The organism is Enterobacter genomosp. O (assembly GCF_001022965.1).
GTDB classification, from domain to species: domain Bacteria; phylum Pseudomonadota; class Gammaproteobacteria; order Enterobacterales; family Enterobacteriaceae; genus Enterobacter; species Enterobacter cloacae_L.
Window position 1 is genome coordinate 84,697 of sequence record NZ_LECZ01000023.1, and the last position, 19,603, is coordinate 104,299.

Consider the following 19,603-nt stretch of genomic DNA (forward strand, 5'->3'; position numbering starts at 1 on the left):
TCTCCAGGCTTCTTGAAATTTGGTTTTAAAATCAATGTGCTGTTTCTGCAAATATTTGCAAAAACTGATTGAGAGCGAGGTCACACTATGTCGGGAAGGTTAAAAATGGAGGAGATCGCGGCGCTCACGGGCTATTCCGTCAGCACCGTTTCGCGGGTCCTGAGCGGCAAGTCGTACACCAGCGAGAAAGCCCGAGAAGCGATTGTGCGTACCGCGAGGAAGCTGGGCGTGCTTGAGTCGATGGCAAGCGGGCGGCTGCTGATTAACGGCATCGCGGTCTTTGCCCCGGAAAGAACCTTTCAGGGACGTGGGGACATTTTTTATCTGGAAGTGACCAAAGGTATTGCTGAAGCCTGCGCGCCGCACAACGTGTGGGTCAGCTGCTGTGGATTAGAAGAACAGCACGCCGATGTGAAATTATTTATGGAAAAGGCCAGTCATAAGAATATCAACGCGATAATCATTATTGGAACTGATGATTCCACCATATTTAAACTGGCGAGCACGCTGAATAAGCCCTGCGTGTTGATTAACTCCGTTGACCGGGATCGGGTGCTGGATTCCGTGTCGCCCGACCACCGGGCGATTGGTTTCACCGCCATGCAGTACCTTTTTGAGCAGGGGCATCGCCGGGTCCTCACGCTCACCTGCCTGCGCCGGGATACGCTCTACGCGCGTCTGGACGGCATCAAGGAGGCATACCGCCATTTTCACGTTGCCTTTGATCCCCAGCGCGATCTATTAGTGACAGAGTGGTTTACGGCAGACGAGGCCGAGCGGGCGCTGGACGCGTGGCTGATGAGTCATGACAGATCCCAGTGGCCGGAGGTGATTTTCCCGAACAGCACCAGCATGACGGAAGGCGTGGTCAGGGCGTTAACGCGCCACGGGCTGCGCATTCCGGAAGACATTTCGCTCATCACGACCGATTTTGCCTGGAATTTAGCGCACCGTCTGGAAAGACCGATCACGGGCGTTACGGTGCCCTGCCGCGAGCTGGGGATTGAGGCCGTTCACCTGCTGCAAACGCGGCTCAACCGACCGCAGGCACCGGTCTTTAACCTGCTGCTGCAGGGCAAAGTGATGGACTACGGCTCGGTCAGTAACGCCACGCGCCACGCGGCTCGCGTGGCGCTGGATCAGTAATTACGCCAGCTGCGGCGGCAGGCAAACGCCGATGCCCCCGATACCGCAGTAGCCATAGGGGTTTTTATGCAGATACTGCTGGTGATCGTCCTCGGCATAGTAGAACGGTTTCGCCGTCGCAATTTCCGTGGTCACCTCGCGCGTATCGCCAGCTTCACGCATGGCCTGCTGGAAACGCTCAAGGCTGGCGCGCGCGGCGGCGTCCTGCTCCGGCGTGAGCGGATAAATAGCCGAGCGGTACTGGGTGCCGTGGTCGTTGCCCTGACGCATGCCCTGCGCCGGGTCATGATTTTCCCAGAAGACCTGCAGGAGCTGCTCGTAGCTAATCACCGCAGGGTCATAAACCACGCGAACCGCTTCCGCATGGCCGGTTTCCCCGGAGCAGACTTCGCGGTAGGTTGGATTAGGCGTGTAACCGCCCGTGTAGCCGGCCGCCGTGCTGTAAACGCCGGGCAGCTGCCAGAAGAGGCGTTCAACGCCCCAGAAGCAGCCCATCGCGAACAGGGCGATTTCCATTCCTTCTGGAACGTTGGTCATTGAATGGTTATTGACGGCGTGTAAGGTCGCCACAGGCATAGGGGTGTTGCGTCCCGGTAATGCATCGGCTTGTGAAACCAGATGCTTTTTGTCGAATAAACTCACGATGGGGCCTCCCGGGGTGCGATGTTTCAGTTAAGGTTGTCACGAAGCGTTTAATTGAACACAATAAATGCGCTGAATGAGTCTAGATTTAATCATAAGAAATATTTGGGTGTTACACCCATTTTCAACCCGTGATTTGGGTTTTGGCCAACAGGCCGTATTTTGCCGCGGAGCGGCACTTCATTTGCTTCCAGGGTGGAAACAGGGATATTCAGGAGAAAACGTGACAAAAATCCGCCAGTTATGTTTAGTCAGTGTATTGCTGACAAGCGGGATTGCCAGCGCGGCGAATGTCCGTTTGCAGGTTGAGGGGTTATCCGGGGCGCTACAAAAAAACGTGCGTGCGCAGCTATCGACCATCCAGAGCGATGAGGTGACGCCGGACCGGCGTTTTCGCGCGCGCGTGGATGACGCCATCCGGGAAGGGCTGAAAGCGCTGGGTTATTACGAACCCACCATTGATTTTGACCTCCGTCCGCCGCCAAAGAAGGGGCGCCAGGTGCTTATTGCTCGCGTCTCGCCGGGCGAGCCGGTATTGATTGGCGGCACCAACGTGGTGCTGCGCGGCGGTGCGCGCACGGACAGGGATTACCTCGATCTGCTGAGTACGCGTCCAAAAATTGGCACCGTGCTGAATCACGGCGATTACGATCATTTTAAAAAATCCTTAACCAGCGTCGCGCTGCGTAAAGGCTACTTCGACAGCCAGTTCAACAAAAGCCAGCTTGGGGTGTCGCTGGAACGACGTCAGGCCTTCTGGGACATCGACTACGACAGCGGGGAGCGCTACCGCTTTGGTGACGTGACGTTCGAAGGGTCGCAAATTCGTGAAGAGTACCTGCAAAACCTCGTTCCCTTCAAAAAAGGGGATTACTACCAGTCGAGCGACCTGGGAGAACTGAACCGCCGCCTCTCCGCCACCGGCTGGTTTAACTCCGTGATTGTCGCACCGGAATTTGATAAGTCTCGCAAAACCAAGGTGTTGCCGCTGCATGGCGTTGTCTCGCCGCGCACCGAGAACACCATTGAGACCGGTGTGGGCTATTCGACGGACGTTGGCCCACGCGTGAAAACCTCGTGGAAAAAGCCGTGGATGAACTCCTACGGCCACAGCCTGACCACCAGCCTGAGCCTCTCAGCGCCCGAGCAGCAGCTGGATTTCAGCTACAAAATGCCGCTGCTGAAAAATCCGCTTGAGCAGTATTACCTTCTGCAGGGCGGCTTTAAGCGCACCGATTTGAACGATACCGAGCAGGACACGACGACGTTGGCAGTCTCCCGCTACTGGGAGCTCTCCAGCGGCTGGCAGCGTGCTATTAACCTGCGCTGGAGCCTCGACCACTTTACCCAGGCCAACGTCACCAACACCACCATGCTGCTTTATCCGGGCGTGATGATCAGCCGCACCCGCTCGCGCGGGGGCCTGATGCCGACCTGGGGCGACTCACAGCGCTACTCAATCGATTATTCCAACACCGCCTGGGGCTCCGACGTGGACTTCTCCGTCTTTCAGGCGCAAAACGTCTGGATCCGCACGCTGTACGACAAACACCGCTTTGTGATGCGCGGTAATCTCGGCTGGATTGAGACGGGAGACTTCGAGCGCGTTCCGCCGGATCTGCGCTTCTTCGCCGGGGGCGACCGCAGCATTCGCGGGTATAAGTACAAATCGATCTCACCGGAAAACGAAAAAGGCCAGCTGACCGGGGCGTCAAAACTGGCGACCGGCTCGCTGGAGTACCAGTACAACGTCAGCGGCAAGTGGTGGGGCGCCATGTTTGTTGACGGCGGTGAAGCGGTGAACGATATCCGCCGCAGCGATTTCAAAACCGGCGCGGGCGTAGGCGTGCGCTGGCAGTCACCCGTTGGGCCCATCAAGCTCGATTTCGCCGTTCCGGTGGGCGACAAAGAAGAACACGGATTACAGTTTTACATCGGTCTGGGGCCTGAATTATGAGTTTATGGAAGAAGATAAGCCTCGGGGTGCTGATTTTTATCGTGCTGCTGCTCGGTACGGTGGCGTTTCTGGTGGGAACGACGACCGGGCTGCATCTGCTGTTTAACGCCGCGAACCGCTGGGTGCCCGGGCTGGAAATCGGCCAGGTGACGGGCGGCTGGCGCGACCTGCGCCTGAAAAACATCCGCTATGAGCAGCCGGGCGTGGCGGTGAACGCCGGGGAATTCCACCTGGCGGTGAAGCTGGACTGCCTGCGCGACAGCAAGCTCTGCGTTAACGATCTGTCGCTAAAAGATGTCAACGTGGCGATAGATTCGAAAAAAATGCCGAAGTCTGCGCCGGTGGAGGAAGAGGACAGCGGCCCGCTGAATCTCTCCACCCCGTACCCGATCGCGCTTTATCGGGTAGCGCTGGATAACGTCAATATCAAAATCGACGACACCACCGTGTCGGTGATGGATTTCACCTCCGGCCTGCGCTGGCAGGAGAAAAACCTGACCCTGACGCCTACGTCGCTACAGGGTTTACTGATTGCGCTGCCGAAAGTGGCGGACGTGGCGCAGGAAGAGATCGTCGAACCGAAGATCCAGAACCCGCAGCCGGAAGAAAAGCCGCTGGGCGAAACGCTGAAAGATCTCTTCTCGAAGCCTGTCCTGCCGGAGATGACCGACGTTCACCTGCCGCTGAACCTCAACATTGAGGAATTCAAAGGCGAGCAGCTGCGCCTGACCGGCGATACCGACCTGACCGTCTACACCATGCTGCTGAAGGTCAGCAGCATCGACGGCAATATGAAGCTCGACGCGCTGGATATCGACACCAACCAGGGCTCGGTTAACGCGTCAGGGAATGCCCTGCTGCGCGACAGCTGGCCGGTTGATATCACGCTGAACAGCGCGCTCAACATCGATCCGCTGAAAGGCGAAAAGGTGAAGGTCAAAGTGGGCGGGGCGCTGCGCGATAAGCTGGACGTCGGCGTGAATCTCTCCGGCCCGGTGGACATGGTGCTGCGTGCGCAAACCCAGCTGGCGGAAGCCGGGCTGCCGCTTAATCTTGAGGTTGTCAGCAAGCAGCTTTACTGGCCGTTCACCGGCGAAAAGCAGTTCCAGGCCGATGACCTGAAGCTGAAGCTGAGCGGCAAGATGACCGACTACACGCTCTCGTTCCGCACCGCGGTGAAGGGGCAGGGCGTGCCGCCTGCAACCATCACGCTGGATGCGAAGGGCAACGAACAGCAGGTAAACCTCGACAAGCTGACCGTCGCGGCGCTGGAAGGTAAAACCGAGCTGACCGCGCTGCTCGACTGGCAGCAGGCGATCAGCTGGCGCGGCGAGCTTAAGCTGACGGGCATTAACACCGCCAAAGAGGTGCCGGACTGGCCGTCAAAACTGGATGGCCTGATCAAAACCCGCGGCAGCCTGTACGGCGGCACGTGGCAAATGGACGTGCCGGAAATCAAGCTCACCGGTAACGTGAAGCAGAACAAGGTTAACGTTGAAGGCTCGGTCAAAGGCAACAGCTACCTGCAGTGGGTAATTCCGGGACTGCACGTGGCGCTGGGTCGCAACACGGCGGATATCAAAGGCGAGCTGGGGGTGAAAGATCTCAATCTGGATGCCACCATCGACGCGCCGAGCCTGGATAACGCCCTGCCGGGCCTTGGCGGCACGGCGAAAGGGTTAGTGAAAGTGCGCGGCACGGTCGACGCGCCGCAGCTGCTGGCGGATATCACCGCCAATAACCTGCGCTGGCAGGAGCTGAGCGTTGCCCGCGTCCGCGTGGAAGGGGATGTGAAATCCACCGATCAGATCGGCGGTAACCTGAACCTGCGCGTGGAGCGCATTTCTCAGCCGGACGTCAACATTAACCTGCTCACCCTGGACGCCAAAGGGAACGAGAAGCAGCACGACCTCCAGCTGCGCGTGCAGGGCGAGCCGGTCTCCGGCCAGCTTCACCTGACCGGCAGCTTCGACCGCAAGGAAGAGCGCTGGAAGGGGACGCTGGACAACACCCGCTTCAACACGCCGGTTGGGCCGCTGGCGCTGTCACGCTCCATCGCGCTGGACTACCGCAACGCCGAGCAGAAGATCAGCATTGGACCACACTGCTGGACCAACCCGAATGCGGAACTGTGCGTGCCGCAGACCATCGATGCGGGAGCGGAAGGGCGCGCGCAGATCAACCTCAATCGCTTCGATCTGGCGATGCTGAAGCCGTTTATGCCGGATACCACGCAGGCCAGCGGCGTCTTCAGCGGGAAGGCCGATGTCGCCTGGGATACCACGAAAGAGGGGCTGCCGCAGGGCAGCGTTACGCTTTCCGGGCGTAACGTGAAGGTGACGCAGGAGGTCAACGATGCGCCGCTGCCGGTGGCATTCGACACCCTGAACCTGAGCGCGGACCTGCATAACAACCGCGCGGAGCTGGGGTGGCTTATCCGTCTGACCAACAACGGTCAGTTGGACGGGCAGGTACAGATTACCGACCCGCAGGGACGGCGTAATCTGGGCGGCAACGTCAACATCCGCAACTTCAACCTGGCGATGGTGAACCCGATTTTCGCCCGCGGAGAAAAAGCAGAGGGCATGCTCAACGCCAACCTGCGCCTGGCCGGCAACGCGCAAAGCCCGCAGCTTTTCGGTCAGTTGCGGCTCAGCGGCGTAGATATTGACGGCAACTTTATGCCGTTTGATATGCAGCCCAGCCAGATCGCGATGAACTTCAACGGCATGAGCTCGACGCTGAGCGGCTCGGTATTAACGCAACAGGGACAAATCAACCTGAGCGGCGACGCGGACTGGAGCCAGCTCGATAACTGGCGTGCCCGTATTGCCGCGAAAGGCAGTAGGGTGCGCATCACCGTACCGCCAATGGTGCGCCTGGACGTCTCGCCAGATGTGGTCTTTGAAGCCACGCCAAGCCTCTTTACGCTTGACGGACGCGTTGACGTGCCGTGGGCGCGCATCGTGGTCCACGACGTGCCGGAAAGTGCGGTTGGCGTCTCAAGCGATGAAGTTATGCTCAATGAAAATCTGAAACCTGTCGAACAGAAGAGCGCAGGCATACCGATTAATAGTAACCTTATCGTGCACGTGGGGAATAACGTGCGGCTGGATGCGTTTGGGCTGAAGGCGCGGCTCACGGGCGACCTGAAAGTGGCACAGGATAAACAAGGGCTTGGCCTGAACGGGCAAATCAATATTCCTGAAGGGCGTTTCCACGCCTATGGTCAGGATCTGATTGTCCGCAAAGGCGAGCTGCTGTTCTCTGGTCCACCGGATCAGCCTCTGCTGAACATCGAAGCGATTCGTAACCCGGAAGCGACGGAAAACGACGTTATCGCGGGCGTCCGCGTCACCGGCTCCGCCGACGAACCGAAGGCGGAGATCTTCTCTGACCCGGCGATGTCGCAGCAGGAAGCCCTCTCTTATCTGCTGCGAGGACAAGGTCTGGACAGCGGTCAGAGCGACAGTGCGGCGATGACCTCGATGTTAGTGGGTCTGGGGGTTGCACAAAGTGGGCAGGTTGTGGGTAAAATCGGCGAGACGTTCGGCGTAAGCAATCTGGCGCTGGACACCCAGGGCGTGGGTGACTCCTCGCAGGTGGTGGTCAGCGGCTATGTACTGCCGGGTCTGCAGGTAAAATATGGTGTGGGGATCTTTGACTCACTGGCAACACTCACGTTACGCTATCGCCTGATGCCTAAGCTATATCTGGAAGCAGTGTCCGGCATAGACCAGGCACTTGATCTGCTCTATCAGTTTGAGTTTTAGCAATGCGAATATTTGTCTACGGCAGTTTAAGAACCAGGCAAGGCAACAGTCACTGGATGACCAATGCCCTGCTGCTGGGGAATTACAATATCGAGAACTACCAGTTGTACAGCCTGGGCCACTATCCAGGCGCGGTTCCCGGGGAGGGAACGGTACAGGGTGAGGTTTATCGTATTGATAACGCGACGCTTGCCGAACTTGATGCCTTGCGCACCAGGGGCGGTGAATACGCGCGCCAGTTGATCCAGACGCCGTACGGAAGTGCGTGGATGTACGTCTACCAGCGTCCGGTCGAAGGGTTAACGCGGATTGTAAGCGGTAACTGGTTAGACAGAGACCAGTACTGAAAAAAACAACGCCACCGTGAGGTGGCGTTGTTTTTTTTGTTCCTTCAACTCTCTTCTGTATCCCGGCGCCGGGTTAAAAACAGAGGAATGAACAGCATGATGTAGGGGGCAATAAGCCATAACAAACACAGGGCGCGTGAACGGCCATAGTAGTTTATGCACCGCGTATTGCTTGAAATGACGGGCAGGAAAAACAGTAAAAACAGCAGGATCGCATAATCGCTTCGATAAGGGATCCATAAGTAAAACAAAAACCAGGCAAGCTGGAATGTCATGATGCAGAGATACTGCCATTTGCTGTCTTTGCCGTAACAGTCAAACGCCTTTATGTAGCCCATTTTTATGCTTTGAAGAAAGAAACTTAGCATGTATAACGCTCACGATCGCGACGGTCAGGAGTGTGCTCGTCAGCAACGCCCCTAAAAAATAGCTGTGGGTGATATCAGTAGCACCCGAGCTTAAAGTATGTAATTTACTATATCCTCTATCTACTGCAACAAAAAGCGTATATAGCCCGATGTTAATACAGAACTGAAGCAGACAAGAAGTGACAATATTCCCCGGGATTCTTTTTAATAGAGTGAGTAACGCATAAATAATACTTGCTGATAGAGCGAAGTAAAGCCCGTTAAATAAACTAGATAGTAAGGAGCTGCTTATTTCGCTGAATATTAAATTATCGCTTCCATAGTACCATGAAAGATATTCAACATACGTACTTCTGCCAAAGATAAAGGAGGCAATAATAAGGACGAATAGGCTCGTGATATGGTTTTTCTTACTCATAACTTTGCTCCCTTAGACAGCAGCTCCTTCATCGTTTTACTGGCTTCTAGCTGATCTTTGATTATGGCAAGGTCACGAGTATTGTGGTTATATTTTGCAATAGCGGTTGGCGTACCTTTACCACCATTGTCCATAAAGAAGACAATATCCTTACGACCATAAAGAAGAACTTGTGGGATGGGATCTCGCCCATAACTCACCGCCTGCGGCAGGGAGTGGATAGACTCTGTCGTGAGGAACCGAGGAATATTTTCATGCTCAATATTACCTAAAGGTGTTGTGGCAACAAGAGAGCCAATAAAATCGGTCGTATACACTAACGCATCTGTATCTTTGGTCGTTACTTTTGAACCCGTAATATATTTTATCTGTTGCCAAAGAGTAATATCTTTAGGGATAACCTTAACGCCATCCATAAACATATCTTGCTTGCGTTTTAACTGAATGACAGTACGGTGCACCTGTGTCAAAGAGGGGCTGATTTCCCCAATAGAAGGCATAAGACCATCGCGAGAGTAAAGCCGTTCAATGATAAAATAAATCCCTGTTGGGCGGGCAACATCAATGTTAATGGATGACATAAGAATCCTATAATGAATGGGGATTAATGTTCATCATGACAGTATGTTGTGAACAGCCAGCCTATTCAACCACTCCCACCATAAATGATAGGGTGTCTTTTCGGTTTTTAATGTCCAAATCAAAAAGAATGGGATTTTTCTTAAATAACCCGTTTGTGCCGATTTTAACCAAAGAAATAAAAAAGCCCCGACCTGCGGGGCTTTATCGATCGGCAGTAAGAATTACTTCTTAGCAGCGCGTTCAAAAGAGGCGATGATTTCTGCTTTCGCCGCTTCTGCGTTGTCCCAGCCGTCAACTTTAACCCACTTGCCTTTTTCGAGGTCTTTGTAGTGCTCGAAGAAGTGAGTGATCTGCGCTTTCAGCAGCTCTGGCAGGTCGTTCACATCTTTGATGTGATCGTATTCTTTGCTCAGCTTGGTGTGCGGTACCGCAACCAGCTTCGCATCTTCACCGGATTCGTCGGTCATTTTCAGCACGCCAACTGGACGGCAGCGAATGACGGAGCCTGGCTCCAGTGGGTATGGCGTTGGGACCAGCACGTCAACCGGGTCACCGTCCAGAGACAGGGTGTGGTTGATGTAACCGTAGTTGCACGGATAGAACATCGCGGTAGACATGAAACGGTCTACGAACAGGGCGCCGCTCTCTTTGTCCACTTCGTATTTGATCGGATCTGCGTTAGCCGGGATTTCGATAACTACGTAGATGTCTTCTGGCAGTTCTTTACCCGCTGGGACGTTGAGTAAGCTCATGTCGGTGTCCTTTAAAATGGATGGTAAACAAGTGGCAGGTATTATAGCCAACTCGCGCTGAATGTCTCCGCCTGTTTTCGCCTTCTCTCCACGTTGTTACCACTTTTCAGACCGATTCCATGACAGGAAAATCCATAAACTCAGCCGCATTTTTCATGAAGAAATGAAAGCGATTACAAACTTGTGATTAACGTTTTATTCACTTTTCTGAAGTGTGATGTAACGCAATTCGTTACATATTTCATCGGCTATAGTCATTCCGCAGAACATCTTTTAACCAACAATAACTCACCCTACGAGGACGTTCATATGTGGAAGCGCTTACTCCTGGTCACAGCAGTTTCGGCAGCCATGTCGTCTATGGCGATGGCCGCCCCCTTAACCGTAGGTTTTTCGCAAGTCGGCTCTGAATCTGGCTGGCGAGCGGCGGAAACCAACGTGGCGAAAAGCGAGGCCCAGAAACGCGGCATCACCCTGAAAATCGCCGATGGTCAGCAAAAACAAGAGAACCAGATCAAAGCCGTACGCTCCTTTATCGCTCAGGGCGTGGATGCCATCTTTATTGCGCCCGTCGTGGCGACCGGCTGGGAGCCTGTCCTGAAGGAAGCGAAAGACGCCGAAATCCCGGTCTTCCTGCTCGATCGTTCCATTGATGTCAAAGACAAATCTCTCTATATGACCACCGTGACGGCCAACAACGTGCTTGAAGGACAGTTGATTGGTGACTGGCTGGTGAAACAGGTCGACGGCAAGCCGTGTAACGTGGTTGAGCTGCAGGGAACCGTCGGGGCGAGCGTGGCCATCGACCGTAAGAAGGGGTTTGCTGAGGCCATTGCGAAAGCGCCAAACATCAAGATTATCCGCTCTCAGTCCGGCGACTTTACCCGCAGCAAAGGTAAAGAGGTCATGGAGAGCTTCATCAAGGCTGAAAACAACGGCAAAAACATCTGCATGGTTTACGCCCATAACGATGACATGGTGATCGGTGCGATACAGGCGATTAAAGAAGCGGGCCTGAAGCCGGGCAAAGATATCCTTACCGGCTCTATCGACGGCGTGCCGGACATCTACAAAGCGATGATCGACGGCGAAGCCAACGCCAGCGTGGAGCTCACGCCAAACATGGCCGGCCCGGCATTCGATGCGCTGGAAAAATTCAAGAAAGACGGCACGATGCCTGAGAAGGTGACGGTCACCAAGTCCACGCTCTACCTGCCGGATACGGCGAAAGAAGAGTTAGAGAAGAAGAAAAATATGGGCTACTGATCCAGTGAAATTGCCGGGTGGCGCTGCGCTTACCCGGCCTACGATACGCTCTTTTGTAGGCCGGATAAGCGTAGCGCCATCCGGCTTGATGCAGGGGGAAAACCATGACCACTGAACAACACCAGGAAATCCTCCGCACAGAGGGCTTGAGTAAATTCTTCCCCGGCGTAAAAGCGCTGGATAACGTTGATTTCAGCCTGCGGCGCGGTGAGATTATGGCGCTGTTGGGCGAGAACGGTGCGGGCAAATCGACGCTGATTAAATCCCTGACCGGCGTTTATCACGCCGATCGCGGCACCATCTGGCTGGAAGGCAACGCCATTTCGCCAAAAAATACCGCCCATGCTCAGGAGCTGGGGATCGGGACTGTGTACCAGGAAGTGAACCTGCTGCCCAATATGTCGGTGGCGGATAACCTGTTTATTGGCCGCGAGCCACGGCGTTTTGGCCTGCTGCGCCGCAAAGAGATGGAGGCGCGGGCGACAGCGCTGATGGAATCTTACGGCTTCTCTCTTGACGTTCGCGAGCCGCTGAACCGCTTTTCCGTCGCCATGCAGCAGATTGTCGCGATTTGCCGCGCGATCGATCTCTCCGCAAAGGTGCTGATCCTCGACGAGCCCACCGCCAGCCTCGATACCCAGGAAGTGGAGATGCTCTTTACCCTGATGCGCCAGCTGCGCGATCGGGGCGTTAGCCTGATTTTCGTCACCCACTTCCTCGATCAGGTGTATGAGGTGAGCGATCGCATTACGGTGCTGCGCAACGGCAGCTTTGTCGGCTGCCGCGAAACCCGCGAGCTGCCGCAGATCGAGCTGGTGAAAATGATGCTGGGCCGTGAACTCGACACCAACGCCCTTCAGCGCGCAGGCCGCACGCTGCTGAGCGATAAACCGGTCGCGGCCTTCAGCGATTATGGCAAAAAAGGGGTGATCTCGCCGTTTAACCTGGAAGTCCGCCCGGGCGAAATTGTCGGTCTGGCGGGCCTGTTAGGATCGGGACGCACCGAAACCGCCGAGGTGATCTTCGGGATCAAACCTGCGGACAGCGGCAGCGCGCTGATCAAGGGCAAACCGCAAACTCTGCGATCGCCGCATCAGGCCTCCTGCCTGGGCGTCGGCTTCTGCCCGGAAGACCGGAAAACGGATGGCATCATTGCCGCGGCCTCGGTGCGGGAAAACATTATTCTCGCCCTGCAGGCCCAGCGCGGCTGGCTGCGGCCGATCCCACGCAAAGAGCAAAACGCCATTGCCGAGCGCTTTATCCGCCAGCTCGGCATCCGCACCCCGAGCGCGGAACAGCCCATTGAATTTCTCTCCGGCGGTAACCAGCAGAAAGTGCTGCTGTCACGCTGGCTGCTGACCAAACCCCAGTTCCTGATCCTCGACGAACCGACGCGCGGCATTGATGTAGGCGCGCACGCCGAAATTATCCGCCTTATCGAAACGCTGTGTGCGGACGGGCTGGCGCTGCTGGTCATTTCGTCCGAGCTGGAAGAGCTGGTGGGGTATGCCGATCGCGTCATTATCATGCGCGATCGCAAACAGGTGGCAGAGATCCCGCTGGATAAGCTGTCCGTTCCGGCGATCATGAATGCCATCGCGGCATAAGGAGTGAATCGTGATGCCCCGTTCGCTTTCGCAAACCGGTGAGACAAAGCGCCGCTTCAGCTGGCCAACCGGCACGCCGCAAATCGCGGCGCTGCTGGTGGTACTGCTGATTGATAGCCTGGTCGCGCCGCATTTCTTCCAGATTATTGTTCAGGATGGCCGCCTGTTTGGCAGCCCGATAGACATTTTAAACCGTGCCGCACCCGTGGCGCTGCTGGCCATCGGGATGACGCTGGTCATTGCCACCGGCGGAATTGACCTCTCCGTCGGTGCGGTGATGGCCATCGCCGGGGCCACGGCAGCCTCAATGACCGTGGCCGGGCATAGCCTGGCGGTCGTTCTGCTGGCGGCGTTAGGCACCGGCGTGCTGGCAGGATTATGGAACGGCATTCTGGTGGCGGTGCTGAAAATTCAGCCCTTTGTCGCCACCCTGATTTTAATGGTGGCCGGACGCGGCGTGGCGCAGCTTATTACCTCCGGTCAGATCGTCACCTTTAATTCCCCGAGCCTCGCGTGGCTCGGTAGCGGCAACCTTCTGTTCTTCCCGACGCCGGTCATTATTGCCCTGGTGACGTTAGTGGTGTTCTGGCTCTTCACCCGCAAAACGGCGCTGGGGATGTTCATTGAAGCCGTCGGGATCAATATTCGTGCGGCACGCAACGCCGGGGTCAACACGCGTCTGATGGTCATGCTGACCTACGTGCTGAGCGGCGTGTGCGCCGCCATCGCCGGGGTCATCGTCGCGGCGGATATCCGCGGGGCCGACGCCAACAACGCGGGACTCTGGCTGGAGCTGGATGCGATCCTCGCGGTGGTGATCGGCGGCGGGTCGCTGATGGGCGGGCGCTTTAACCTGCTGCTCTCGGTGATTGGCGCGCTGATCATTCAGGGAATGAACACCGGGATCCTGCTCTCCGGTTTTCAGCCGGAACTCAATCAGGTGGTGAAAGCCGTGGTCGTGCTCTGCGTGCTGATCGTCCAGTCACCGCGCTTTGTCAGCATCATTAAGGGGATCCGTGGCCATGATAAAACGTAATTTACCGTTAATGATCACCCTGGGCGTGTTTGTGCTGGGGTATCTCTACTGCCTGACCCAGTTCCCGGGGTTTGCCTCGACGCGCGTGATTTGCAATATCCTGACCGATAACGCCTTTTTAGGCATTATTGCCGTCGGCATGACCTTCGTGATCCTCTCCGGCGGGATCGATCTCTCCGTCGGCTCTGTGATCGCGTTTACGGGCGTGTTCCTCGCGAAAGCGATCGGCTTCTGGGGGCTCTCTCCGCTGGTGGCGTTTCCGCTGGTGCTGGCGATGGGCTGCGCGTTTGGCGCCTTTATGGGGTTGCTGATTGACGCGATGAAAATCCCGGCGTTTATCATTACCCTCGCGGGCATGTTCTTCCTGCGCGGGGTGAGCTATCTGGTGTCGGAGGAGTCGATTCCGATTAACCACCCCATCTACGATACGCTCTCCAGCCTGGCGTGGAAAATCCCCGGCGGCGGCCGCCTGAGCGCGATGGGGCTGCTGATGCTGGGCGTGGTGGTCATTGGCATCTTCCTTGCCCACCGTACCCGGTTTGGCAACCAGGTTTACGCCATTGGCGGCAACGCCACGTCGGCCAACCTGATGGGGATCTCCACCCGCAGCACCACCATCCGCATCTATATGCTTTCGACCGGGCTGGCGACGCTGGCGGGTATCGTCTTCTCGGTGTATACCCAGGCCGGTTACGCGCTGGCGGGCGTTGGCGTTGAACTGGATGCCATTGCTTCTGTGGTCATCGGCGGCACGCTGCTCAGCGGCGGGGTGGGTACGGTGCTGGGGACGCTGTTCGGCGTGGCGATCCAGGGGCTGATACAGACCTATATCAACTTTGACGGCACGCTCAGCTCGTGGTGGACGAAGATCGCCATCGGCATTTTGCTGTTTATTTTTATCGCCCTGCAGCGCGGCCTGACGGTGCTCTGGGAGAACCGCCAGAGCTCGCCTGTTACCCGCGTAAACACATCAGTAACAGAGCCATAACACGCTGAAATTGCTTAAAGTCTAAACATTTTCCGGTAGCGGCCGATACTCTTCTTTTACGCCAAGAAATATCTCGCTACCGGAAATAACATCATGCTGAAAACGCTATCGATTCGTACCGGCTTGCTCTCTTTACTGGCCGTTATGACCCTTCTGCTGCTGATTGTCAGCGGCATTGGTATTTATGCTCTCACACAGAGTTCTTCTTCACTCCAGCGCATCAACCACCTTCAGGGTGAGCAGATGGTGCAGCTTAATTCGGGCTATACGCTGATCCTGCGCGCGCGCAACGAGGCGGGTCAGGCCGTCCGGATGATGGAAATCGGCATGCTGGACGATGCAGCCAAATCGGTAAAAAACATCAATCAGGAAGTGGCCCAGGCCCAGAAAACGCTCAAAGGCGTGATCGACGGCGGCGTGGCCGACAGGCAGGGGCAGCAGCTTCTCGATAAAGTCGCGGCCAGCCTGGCGACGTATAACCAGCAGGGGATCAACCCGATGCTGAAAACCCTGAATGAACAGAGCGCGGACAGTTATTACGATCTGCTGGAGAACGCGCTGATCCCGGTGGCGAAGCAGTTTGATAACGATATGCAGGCGTTTCAGAAATGGAGCGAAGCGCGGGGTCAGGCGGAAGTGAGTGCCGTGCAGGCGAGTAAAACCCGCGTGCTGATCCTGATTATCGTTGCGGCGCTGCTGACGGCAGGCATTATCGTGTTGGCCTGGCTGGTGCTGCGCCACATGCTGCTCAAGCCGCTCTCGGCGTCGATCGCTCAACTGGAGAACGTGGCGGCGGGCGATTTAACCCATTCCCTGAATGCGCCAGCGAGCCAGGAATTTAACCGTCTCAACGCGGCGATAGAGGAGATGCGCCAGTCGCTGATGAACTCGGTTCTGCGGGTGCGTGATGCCAGCTCGCAAATTGACACCGGCAGCCGCGAGCTGACGGCGGGGAACCGGGATCTCGCCGAGCGTACGGAATCCACCGCCACCTCGCTGGAGCAGACGGCGGCCAGCATGGAACAGATCACCGCTACGGTGAAACTCAACGCCGATAACGCCGAGCAGGCGCACCAGCTGGCGAAGTCAGTGTCCGACACGGCCGATCACGGCAGCGAAATGGTCTGCTACGTGATTGAAAAAATGCGTGACATCTCCGGCAGCTCGGCGCGCATCGCCGACATCCTGAGCGTGATTGACGGCATTGCCTTCCAGACCAATATTCTGGCGCTGAACGCCTCCGTGGAAGCGGCGCGCGCGGGAGAGCAGGGGCGCGGGTTTGCCGTCGTCGCCGGCGAAGTGCGAAATCTTGCCAGCCGCAGCGCCGACGCGGCGAAAGAGATCCGATCGCTTATCAGCGATTCGCAGACCCACGTTAACGAGGGCAGCGAGCTGGCCCAGCAGGCTGGCGAAACGATGGATGAGATCGCCACAGAAGTGCTGCGCATGACCAAACTGATGCGCGAGATTGCGACCGCGTCCCAGGAGCAGAGCCGCGGTATTGAGCAGGTGAATATTGCGGTGAACCAGATGGACGAAACCGCGCAGCAGAATGCGGCGCTGGTGCAGCAATCCTCCGCCGCGACCCGCTCCCTTGAAGAGCAGTCGCGTCAGCTGATAGAAGCCATGTCATCATTCAAAGTGACGTCTCAGACCGCGGCATAATATTTCCCAGCCCCGGAACGTTCTGTGCCGGGGCTTTATTCCTCGCGGAATTAACTGCCGCAATATTATCGTGAATATCGCCCATTAATATTTCCAGTGAGCTGGTTAAGGCTAACGCTTTTTCAGTCGGCTCAAGATATAAACCCTTGCGGAAAAATAACGGCTCATCAAACAGCTGATTAAAGCGCTTCAGGGCCAGACTCACCGCCGGGCGAGACATATCGAGGCGCACAGAGGCTTTTGCCATGCTGCCGCAGCGGACGATTTCAATAAATACAGGGATAAGATTTAAATCAATACCGGTAGTAGCACGAGAATAATTTTTCATTGCGGTTCTGCTCCAGGAAATATCTGTCAAACTGTTATGGAAATAATGCAGGAGCAGTGGTGAATATTAAAGCGTGTTTTTTATAAACACTTATACGGTAAAATATATAAATGACCAGGGGAGCCAGAACGGCTCCCCTGAAGAAAGGTACTACGCGTCCGGGTACTCACGGATAAAACGTTCTACGTCTTCAACCATATGGTTGTTGCCGACGAAGAATGAACGACGCTGGTGAAGGCTTTCCGGCACGATATCCAGAATACGCTCTTTACCGTCGCTCGCCTTGCCGCCCGCCTGCTCGGCGAGGAACGCCATCGGGTTGCATTCGTACAGCAGGCGCAGCTTTCCGTCCGGGTGGCTTGCGGTGCTTGGATAGAGGTAGATACCGCCTTTCAGCAGGTTACGGTGGAAATCCGCGACCAGAGAGCCAATATAGCGGGACGTGTAAGGGCGCTGCGTCGCTTTATCTTCTTCCTGGCAGAATTTGATGTACTTCTTCACGCCGTTCGGGAAGCGGATGTAGTTGCCTTCGTTGATGGAGTAGGTGTTGCCCTTCTCCGGGAAGCGCATGCGTTCCTGGCTCAGACAGAAAACGCCCAGTGAAGGATCGTACGTAAAGGCGTGAACCCCGCACCCGGTGGTGTACACCAGCATGGTGGAGGAGCCATATACGACGTAACCAGCAGCCACCTGATTAATGCCCGGCTGCAGGAAATCTTCTTCTGTCACCGGCGTGCCAACAGGCGTGACGCGGCGGTAGATGGAGAAAATGGTACCGACAGAAACGTTAACGTCGATGTTTGAGGAGCCGTCGAGCGGATCCATCAGCACAACGTATTTCGCGTGTTCACACCCTTCGAAAACAACAATTTCATCTTCTTCTTCGGAGGCGATACCCGCAACGATGTCGCGCGCGCGCAGTGCAGCTTTCAGTTTTTCATTTGCGAACAGATCGAGTTTCTGCTGAACCTCGCCCTGAACGTTCTCGGCACCGCTGGCACCCAGGATATCGACCAGACCGGCCTTGTTGATATCACGGTGGATGATCTTAGCGCCCAGCTTTATTGCCGACAGCAAAGCAGTGAGTTCACCGGTAGCATGAGAGAACTCGTGCTGCTTTTCGACAATAAATTCACCTAACGTTTTCATAACACTTTCCCTGCATCTTTGTGAGTAGAGCGATTTATGTTCACTAAAACGACTAAAGCCCAACAATCTTAACAAACATTCAAATAGTAGCGCAGAGGTGAATCGCGCCAGCAGGATACGGATTTTCCTGAAATGCGTTTCACACCCGCTGACATGTGAGTAAAATGTGCGCCACATTGAAGAAGGATAGTGACGTATGCGCATTCATATATTGGGGATTTGTGGCACTTTCATGGGCGGACTGGCAATGCTGGCGCGCTCGCTGGGCCACGAAGTGACAGGTTCGGACGCCAATGTGTATCCGCCAATGAGCACGCTTCTGGAAAAGCAGGGCATCTCTTTAATTCAGGGCTACGATGCCAGCCAGCTGGATCCCGAGCCGGATCTGGTGATCATTGGCAACGCCATGACCCGCGGCAATCCGTGCGTCGAGGCGGTACTGGAACGCAATATTCCGTTCATGTCCGGCCCGCAGTGGCTGCATGATTTCGTGCTGCGCGACCGCTGGGTGATTGCCGTAGCCGGCACGCACGGCAAAACGACCACCGCCGGGATGGCCACCTGGATCCTCGAAGCCTGCGGCTACAAGCCGGGCTTTGTGATCGGCGGCGTACCGGGCAACTTTGACGTTTCTGCCCGCCTGGGAGACAGCCCGTTCTTCGTGATCGAAGCCGACGAGTATGACTGCGCGTTCTTCGACAAACGCTCCAAATTCGTCCATTACTGCCCGCGGACGCTGATCCTCAACAACCTTGAGTTCGACCATGCGGATATCTTTGACGATCTGAAAGCCATTCAGAAGCAGTTCCACCACCTGGTGCGCATTGTGCCGGGCCAGGGACGCATCATCCTGCCGGAAAACGACATCAACCTGAAACAGACCCTGGCAATGGGCTGCTGGAGCGAGCAGGAGCTGGTGGGCGAGCAGGGCCACTGGCAGGCGAAGAAGCTCAACGCCGATGCCTCCGAGTGGGAAGTGCTGCTCGACGGTGAAAAAGTGGGTGAGGTGAAGTGGGGCCTGGTGGGCGAACACAACATGCACAACGGGCTGATGGCCATTGCTGCCGCACGCCACGTGGGCGTTCTGCCTGCGGATGCAGCGAATGCGCTGGGCTCGTTTATCAATGCCCGTCGCCGCCTGGAGCTGCGCGGTGAAGCCCACGGCGTCACGGTGTACGACGATTTCGCGCACCACCCAACGGCGATTCTGGCGACGCTTGCGGCTCTGCGCGGCAAAGTCGGCGGTACCGCGCGCATTCTGGCGGTGCTGGAACCGCGCTCGAACACCATGAAGATGGGCATCTGCAAAGACGATCTCGCGCCGTCATTAGGACGCGCCGACGAGGTCTTCCTGCTGCAGCCGCAGCATATTCCGTGGCAGGTGGCGGAAGTGGCCGATGCCTGCATTCAGCCTGCGCACTGGAGTGCGGATGTGGATGTGCTCGCGGATATGGTCGTGAAAGCGGCCCAGCCCGGTGACCATATTCTGGTCATGAGCAACGGCGGTTTCGGTGGGATCCATCAGAAGCTGCTGGACGGTCTGGCGAAGAAAGCGGAAGCGGCCGCCGACGCGTAAAAA

Annotated in this window: 17 protein-coding genes; 10 read left to right on the forward strand and 7 right to left on the reverse strand. The window is 56.3% G+C overall.

The features are described from left to right. The first annotated feature begins 87 nt into the window (after positions 1-87). Positions 88-1,146 (forward strand): LacI family DNA-binding transcriptional regulator, encoded by a 1,059-nt coding sequence (locus tag ABR39_RS05795; protein ID WP_047346156.1) that lies wholly within the window; start codon positions 88-90, stop codon positions 1,144-1,146. Here ABR39_RS05795 and msrA read toward each other — a convergent pair whose 3' ends face one another. Beyond that, on the reverse strand, positions 1,147-1,788 hold the full coding sequence (gene msrA / locus ABR39_RS05800; protein ID WP_045355646.1) for a peptide-methionine (S)-S-oxide reductase MsrA: 642 nt from the start codon (positions 1,786-1,788) through the stop codon (positions 1,147-1,149). Positions 1,789-2,011: 223 nt separating this feature from the next. On the opposite strand from msrA, the gene tamA reads away from it, so the two are divergent. The 3 genes from tamA to ABR39_RS05815 are packed head-to-tail and all read left to right on the forward strand — an operon-like array spanning position 2,012 to position 7,865. Further along, positions 2,012-3,745: an autotransporter assembly complex protein TamA gene (gene tamA / locus ABR39_RS05805; RefSeq protein ID WP_047346157.1), complete on the forward strand. Its 1,734-nt coding sequence runs from the start codon at positions 2,012-2,014 to the stop codon at positions 3,743-3,745. Next, positions 3,742-7,518: an autotransporter assembly complex protein TamB gene (gene tamB, locus ABR39_RS05810; protein WP_047346158.1), complete on the forward strand. Its 3,777-nt coding sequence runs from the start codon at positions 3,742-3,744 to the stop codon at positions 7,516-7,518. Before tamA ends, tamB begins: the two co-directional genes overlap by 4 nt. Before the next feature lie 2 nt (positions 7,519-7,520). Next, positions 7,521-7,865, forward strand: a complete 345-nt coding sequence (locus ABR39_RS05815; RefSeq protein ID WP_024907288.1) for a gamma-glutamylcyclotransferase family protein — start codon at positions 7,521-7,523, stop codon at positions 7,863-7,865. On the opposite strand, the gene ABR39_RS05820 is transcribed toward ABR39_RS05815, so the two are convergent. The 4 genes from ABR39_RS05820 to ppa all read right to left on the reverse strand — a co-directional run bounded on the left by ABR39_RS05820 (position 7,845) and on the right by ppa (position 9,985). Beyond that, on the reverse strand, positions 7,845-8,159 hold the full coding sequence (locus ABR39_RS05820; RefSeq protein WP_165587275.1) for a hypothetical protein: 315 nt from the start codon (positions 8,157-8,159) through the stop codon (positions 7,845-7,847). The two genes, ABR39_RS05815 and ABR39_RS05820, sit on opposite strands and share 21 nt — an antisense overlap. 21 nt (positions 8,160-8,180) lie before the next feature. Beyond that, complete coding sequence (locus ABR39_RS05825; protein ID WP_047346160.1) at positions 8,181-8,651, reverse strand: hypothetical protein; 471 nt, start codon at positions 8,649-8,651, stop codon at positions 8,181-8,183. Beyond that, entirely contained in the window at positions 8,648-9,232 is a 585-nt protein-coding gene (locus tag ABR39_RS05830) for a hypothetical protein (RefSeq protein WP_047346161.1), read from the reverse strand. Before ABR39_RS05830 ends, ABR39_RS05825 begins: the two co-directional genes overlap by 4 nt. 222 nt (positions 9,233-9,454) lie before the next feature. Then, positions 9,455-9,985, reverse strand: a complete 531-nt coding sequence (gene ppa, locus ABR39_RS05835; RefSeq protein WP_010427397.1) for an inorganic diphosphatase — start codon at positions 9,983-9,985, stop codon at positions 9,455-9,457. Positions 9,986-10,294: 309 nt separating this feature from the next. On the opposite strand from ppa, the gene ytfQ reads away from it, so the two are divergent. The 5 genes from ytfQ to ABR39_RS05860 all read left to right on the forward strand — a co-directional run bounded on the left by ytfQ (position 10,295) and on the right by ABR39_RS05860 (position 16,547). Beyond that, positions 10,295-11,251, forward strand: coding sequence for a galactofuranose ABC transporter substrate-binding protein YtfQ (gene ytfQ, locus ABR39_RS05840; RefSeq protein ID WP_014882271.1), 957 nt, complete (start codon positions 10,295-10,297; stop codon positions 11,249-11,251). A 104-nt stretch (positions 11,252-11,355) separates the two neighbouring features. After that, entirely contained in the window at positions 11,356-12,858 is a 1,503-nt protein-coding gene (gene ytfR, locus ABR39_RS05845) for a galactofuranose ABC transporter, ATP-binding protein YtfR (RefSeq protein ID WP_047346162.1), read from the forward strand. Between the two features lie 10 nt (positions 12,859-12,868). Continuing rightward, a complete protein-coding gene (gene ytfT, locus ABR39_RS05850) occupies positions 12,869-13,894 on the forward strand; it encodes a galactofuranose ABC transporter, ATP-binding protein YtfT (RefSeq protein ID WP_165587276.1) in 1,026 nt (341 codons plus the stop codon). Continuing rightward, positions 13,881-14,882: a galactofuranose ABC transporter, permease protein YjfF gene (yjfF, locus tag ABR39_RS05855; RefSeq protein ID WP_047346164.1), complete on the forward strand. Its 1,002-nt coding sequence runs from the start codon at positions 13,881-13,883 to the stop codon at positions 14,880-14,882. Before ytfT ends, yjfF begins: the two co-directional genes overlap by 14 nt. Before the next feature lie 93 nt (positions 14,883-14,975). Then, the gene (locus tag ABR39_RS05860) at positions 14,976-16,547 is read left to right on the forward strand and encodes a methyl-accepting chemotaxis protein (RefSeq protein ID WP_047346165.1); all 1,572 of its coding nucleotides are present in this window, start codon (positions 14,976-14,978) and stop codon (positions 16,545-16,547) included. Here the strand turns inward: ABR39_RS05860 and ABR39_RS05865 are convergent. Further along, on the reverse strand, positions 16,519-16,875 hold the full coding sequence (locus ABR39_RS05865; protein WP_047346166.1) for a helix-turn-helix domain-containing protein: 357 nt from the start codon (positions 16,873-16,875) through the stop codon (positions 16,519-16,521). The genes ABR39_RS05860 and ABR39_RS05865 overlap by 29 nt on opposite strands. Before the next feature lie 150 nt (positions 16,876-17,025). Further along, positions 17,026-18,024, reverse strand: coding sequence for a class 1 fructose-bisphosphatase (fbp, locus tag ABR39_RS05870; RefSeq protein WP_023310178.1), 999 nt, complete (start codon positions 18,022-18,024; stop codon positions 17,026-17,028). Between the two features lie 196 nt (positions 18,025-18,220). On the opposite strand from fbp, the gene mpl reads away from it, so the two are divergent. Then, positions 18,221-19,600 carry a UDP-N-acetylmuramate:L-alanyl-gamma-D-glutamyl-meso-diaminopimelate ligase gene (gene mpl, locus ABR39_RS05875; RefSeq protein WP_047346167.1) on the forward strand — a complete coding sequence of 460 codons (1,380 nt, stop codon included), beginning with the start codon at positions 18,221-18,223 and terminating at the stop codon, positions 19,598-19,600. Positions 19,601-19,603: the final 3 nt, after the last annotated feature.

What these genes read in the sequence shown, in the direction of transcription:
- ABR39_RS05865 (WP_047346166.1), bottom strand. Translation starts at nt 16,875, where the DNA reads ATGAAAAATTATTCTCGTGCTACTACCGGTATTGATTTAAATCTTATC.
- tamB (WP_047346158.1), top strand. Translation starts at nt 3,742, where the DNA reads ATGAGTTTATGGAAGAAGATAAGCCTCGGGGTGCTGATTTTTATCGTG.
- ABR39_RS05795 (WP_047346156.1), top strand. Translation starts at nt 88, where the DNA reads ATGTCGGGAAGGTTAAAAATGGAGGAGATCGCGGCGCTCACGGGCTAT.
- ABR39_RS05825 (WP_047346160.1), bottom strand. Translation starts at nt 8,651, where the DNA reads ATGAGTAAGAAAAACCATATCACGAGCCTATTCGTCCTTATTATTGCC.
- ABR39_RS05830 (WP_047346161.1), bottom strand. Translation starts at nt 9,232, where the DNA reads ATGTCATCCATTAACATTGATGTTGCCCGCCCAACAGGGATTTATTTT.
- ABR39_RS05860 (WP_047346165.1), top strand. Translation starts at nt 14,976, where the DNA reads ATGCTGAAAACGCTATCGATTCGTACCGGCTTGCTCTCTTTACTGGCC.
- yjfF (WP_047346164.1), top strand. Translation starts at nt 13,881, where the DNA reads ATGATAAAACGTAATTTACCGTTAATGATCACCCTGGGCGTGTTTGTG.
- ppa (WP_010427397.1), bottom strand. Translation starts at nt 9,985, where the DNA reads ATGAGCTTACTCAACGTCCCAGCGGGTAAAGAACTGCCAGAAGACATC.
- ytfQ (WP_014882271.1), top strand. Translation starts at nt 10,295, where the DNA reads ATGTGGAAGCGCTTACTCCTGGTCACAGCAGTTTCGGCAGCCATGTCG.
- ABR39_RS05815 (WP_024907288.1), top strand. Translation starts at nt 7,521, where the DNA reads ATGCGAATATTTGTCTACGGCAGTTTAAGAACCAGGCAAGGCAACAGT.
- ytfR (WP_047346162.1), top strand. Translation starts at nt 11,356, where the DNA reads ATGACCACTGAACAACACCAGGAAATCCTCCGCACAGAGGGCTTGAGT.
- mpl (WP_047346167.1), top strand. Translation starts at nt 18,221, where the DNA reads ATGCGCATTCATATATTGGGGATTTGTGGCACTTTCATGGGCGGACTG.
- fbp (WP_023310178.1), bottom strand. Translation starts at nt 18,024, where the DNA reads ATGAAAACGTTAGGTGAATTTATTGTCGAAAAGCAGCACGAGTTCTCT.
- ABR39_RS05820 (WP_165587275.1), bottom strand. Translation starts at nt 8,159, where the DNA reads ATGGCAGTATCTCTGCATCATGACATTCCAGCTTGCCTGGTTTTTGTT.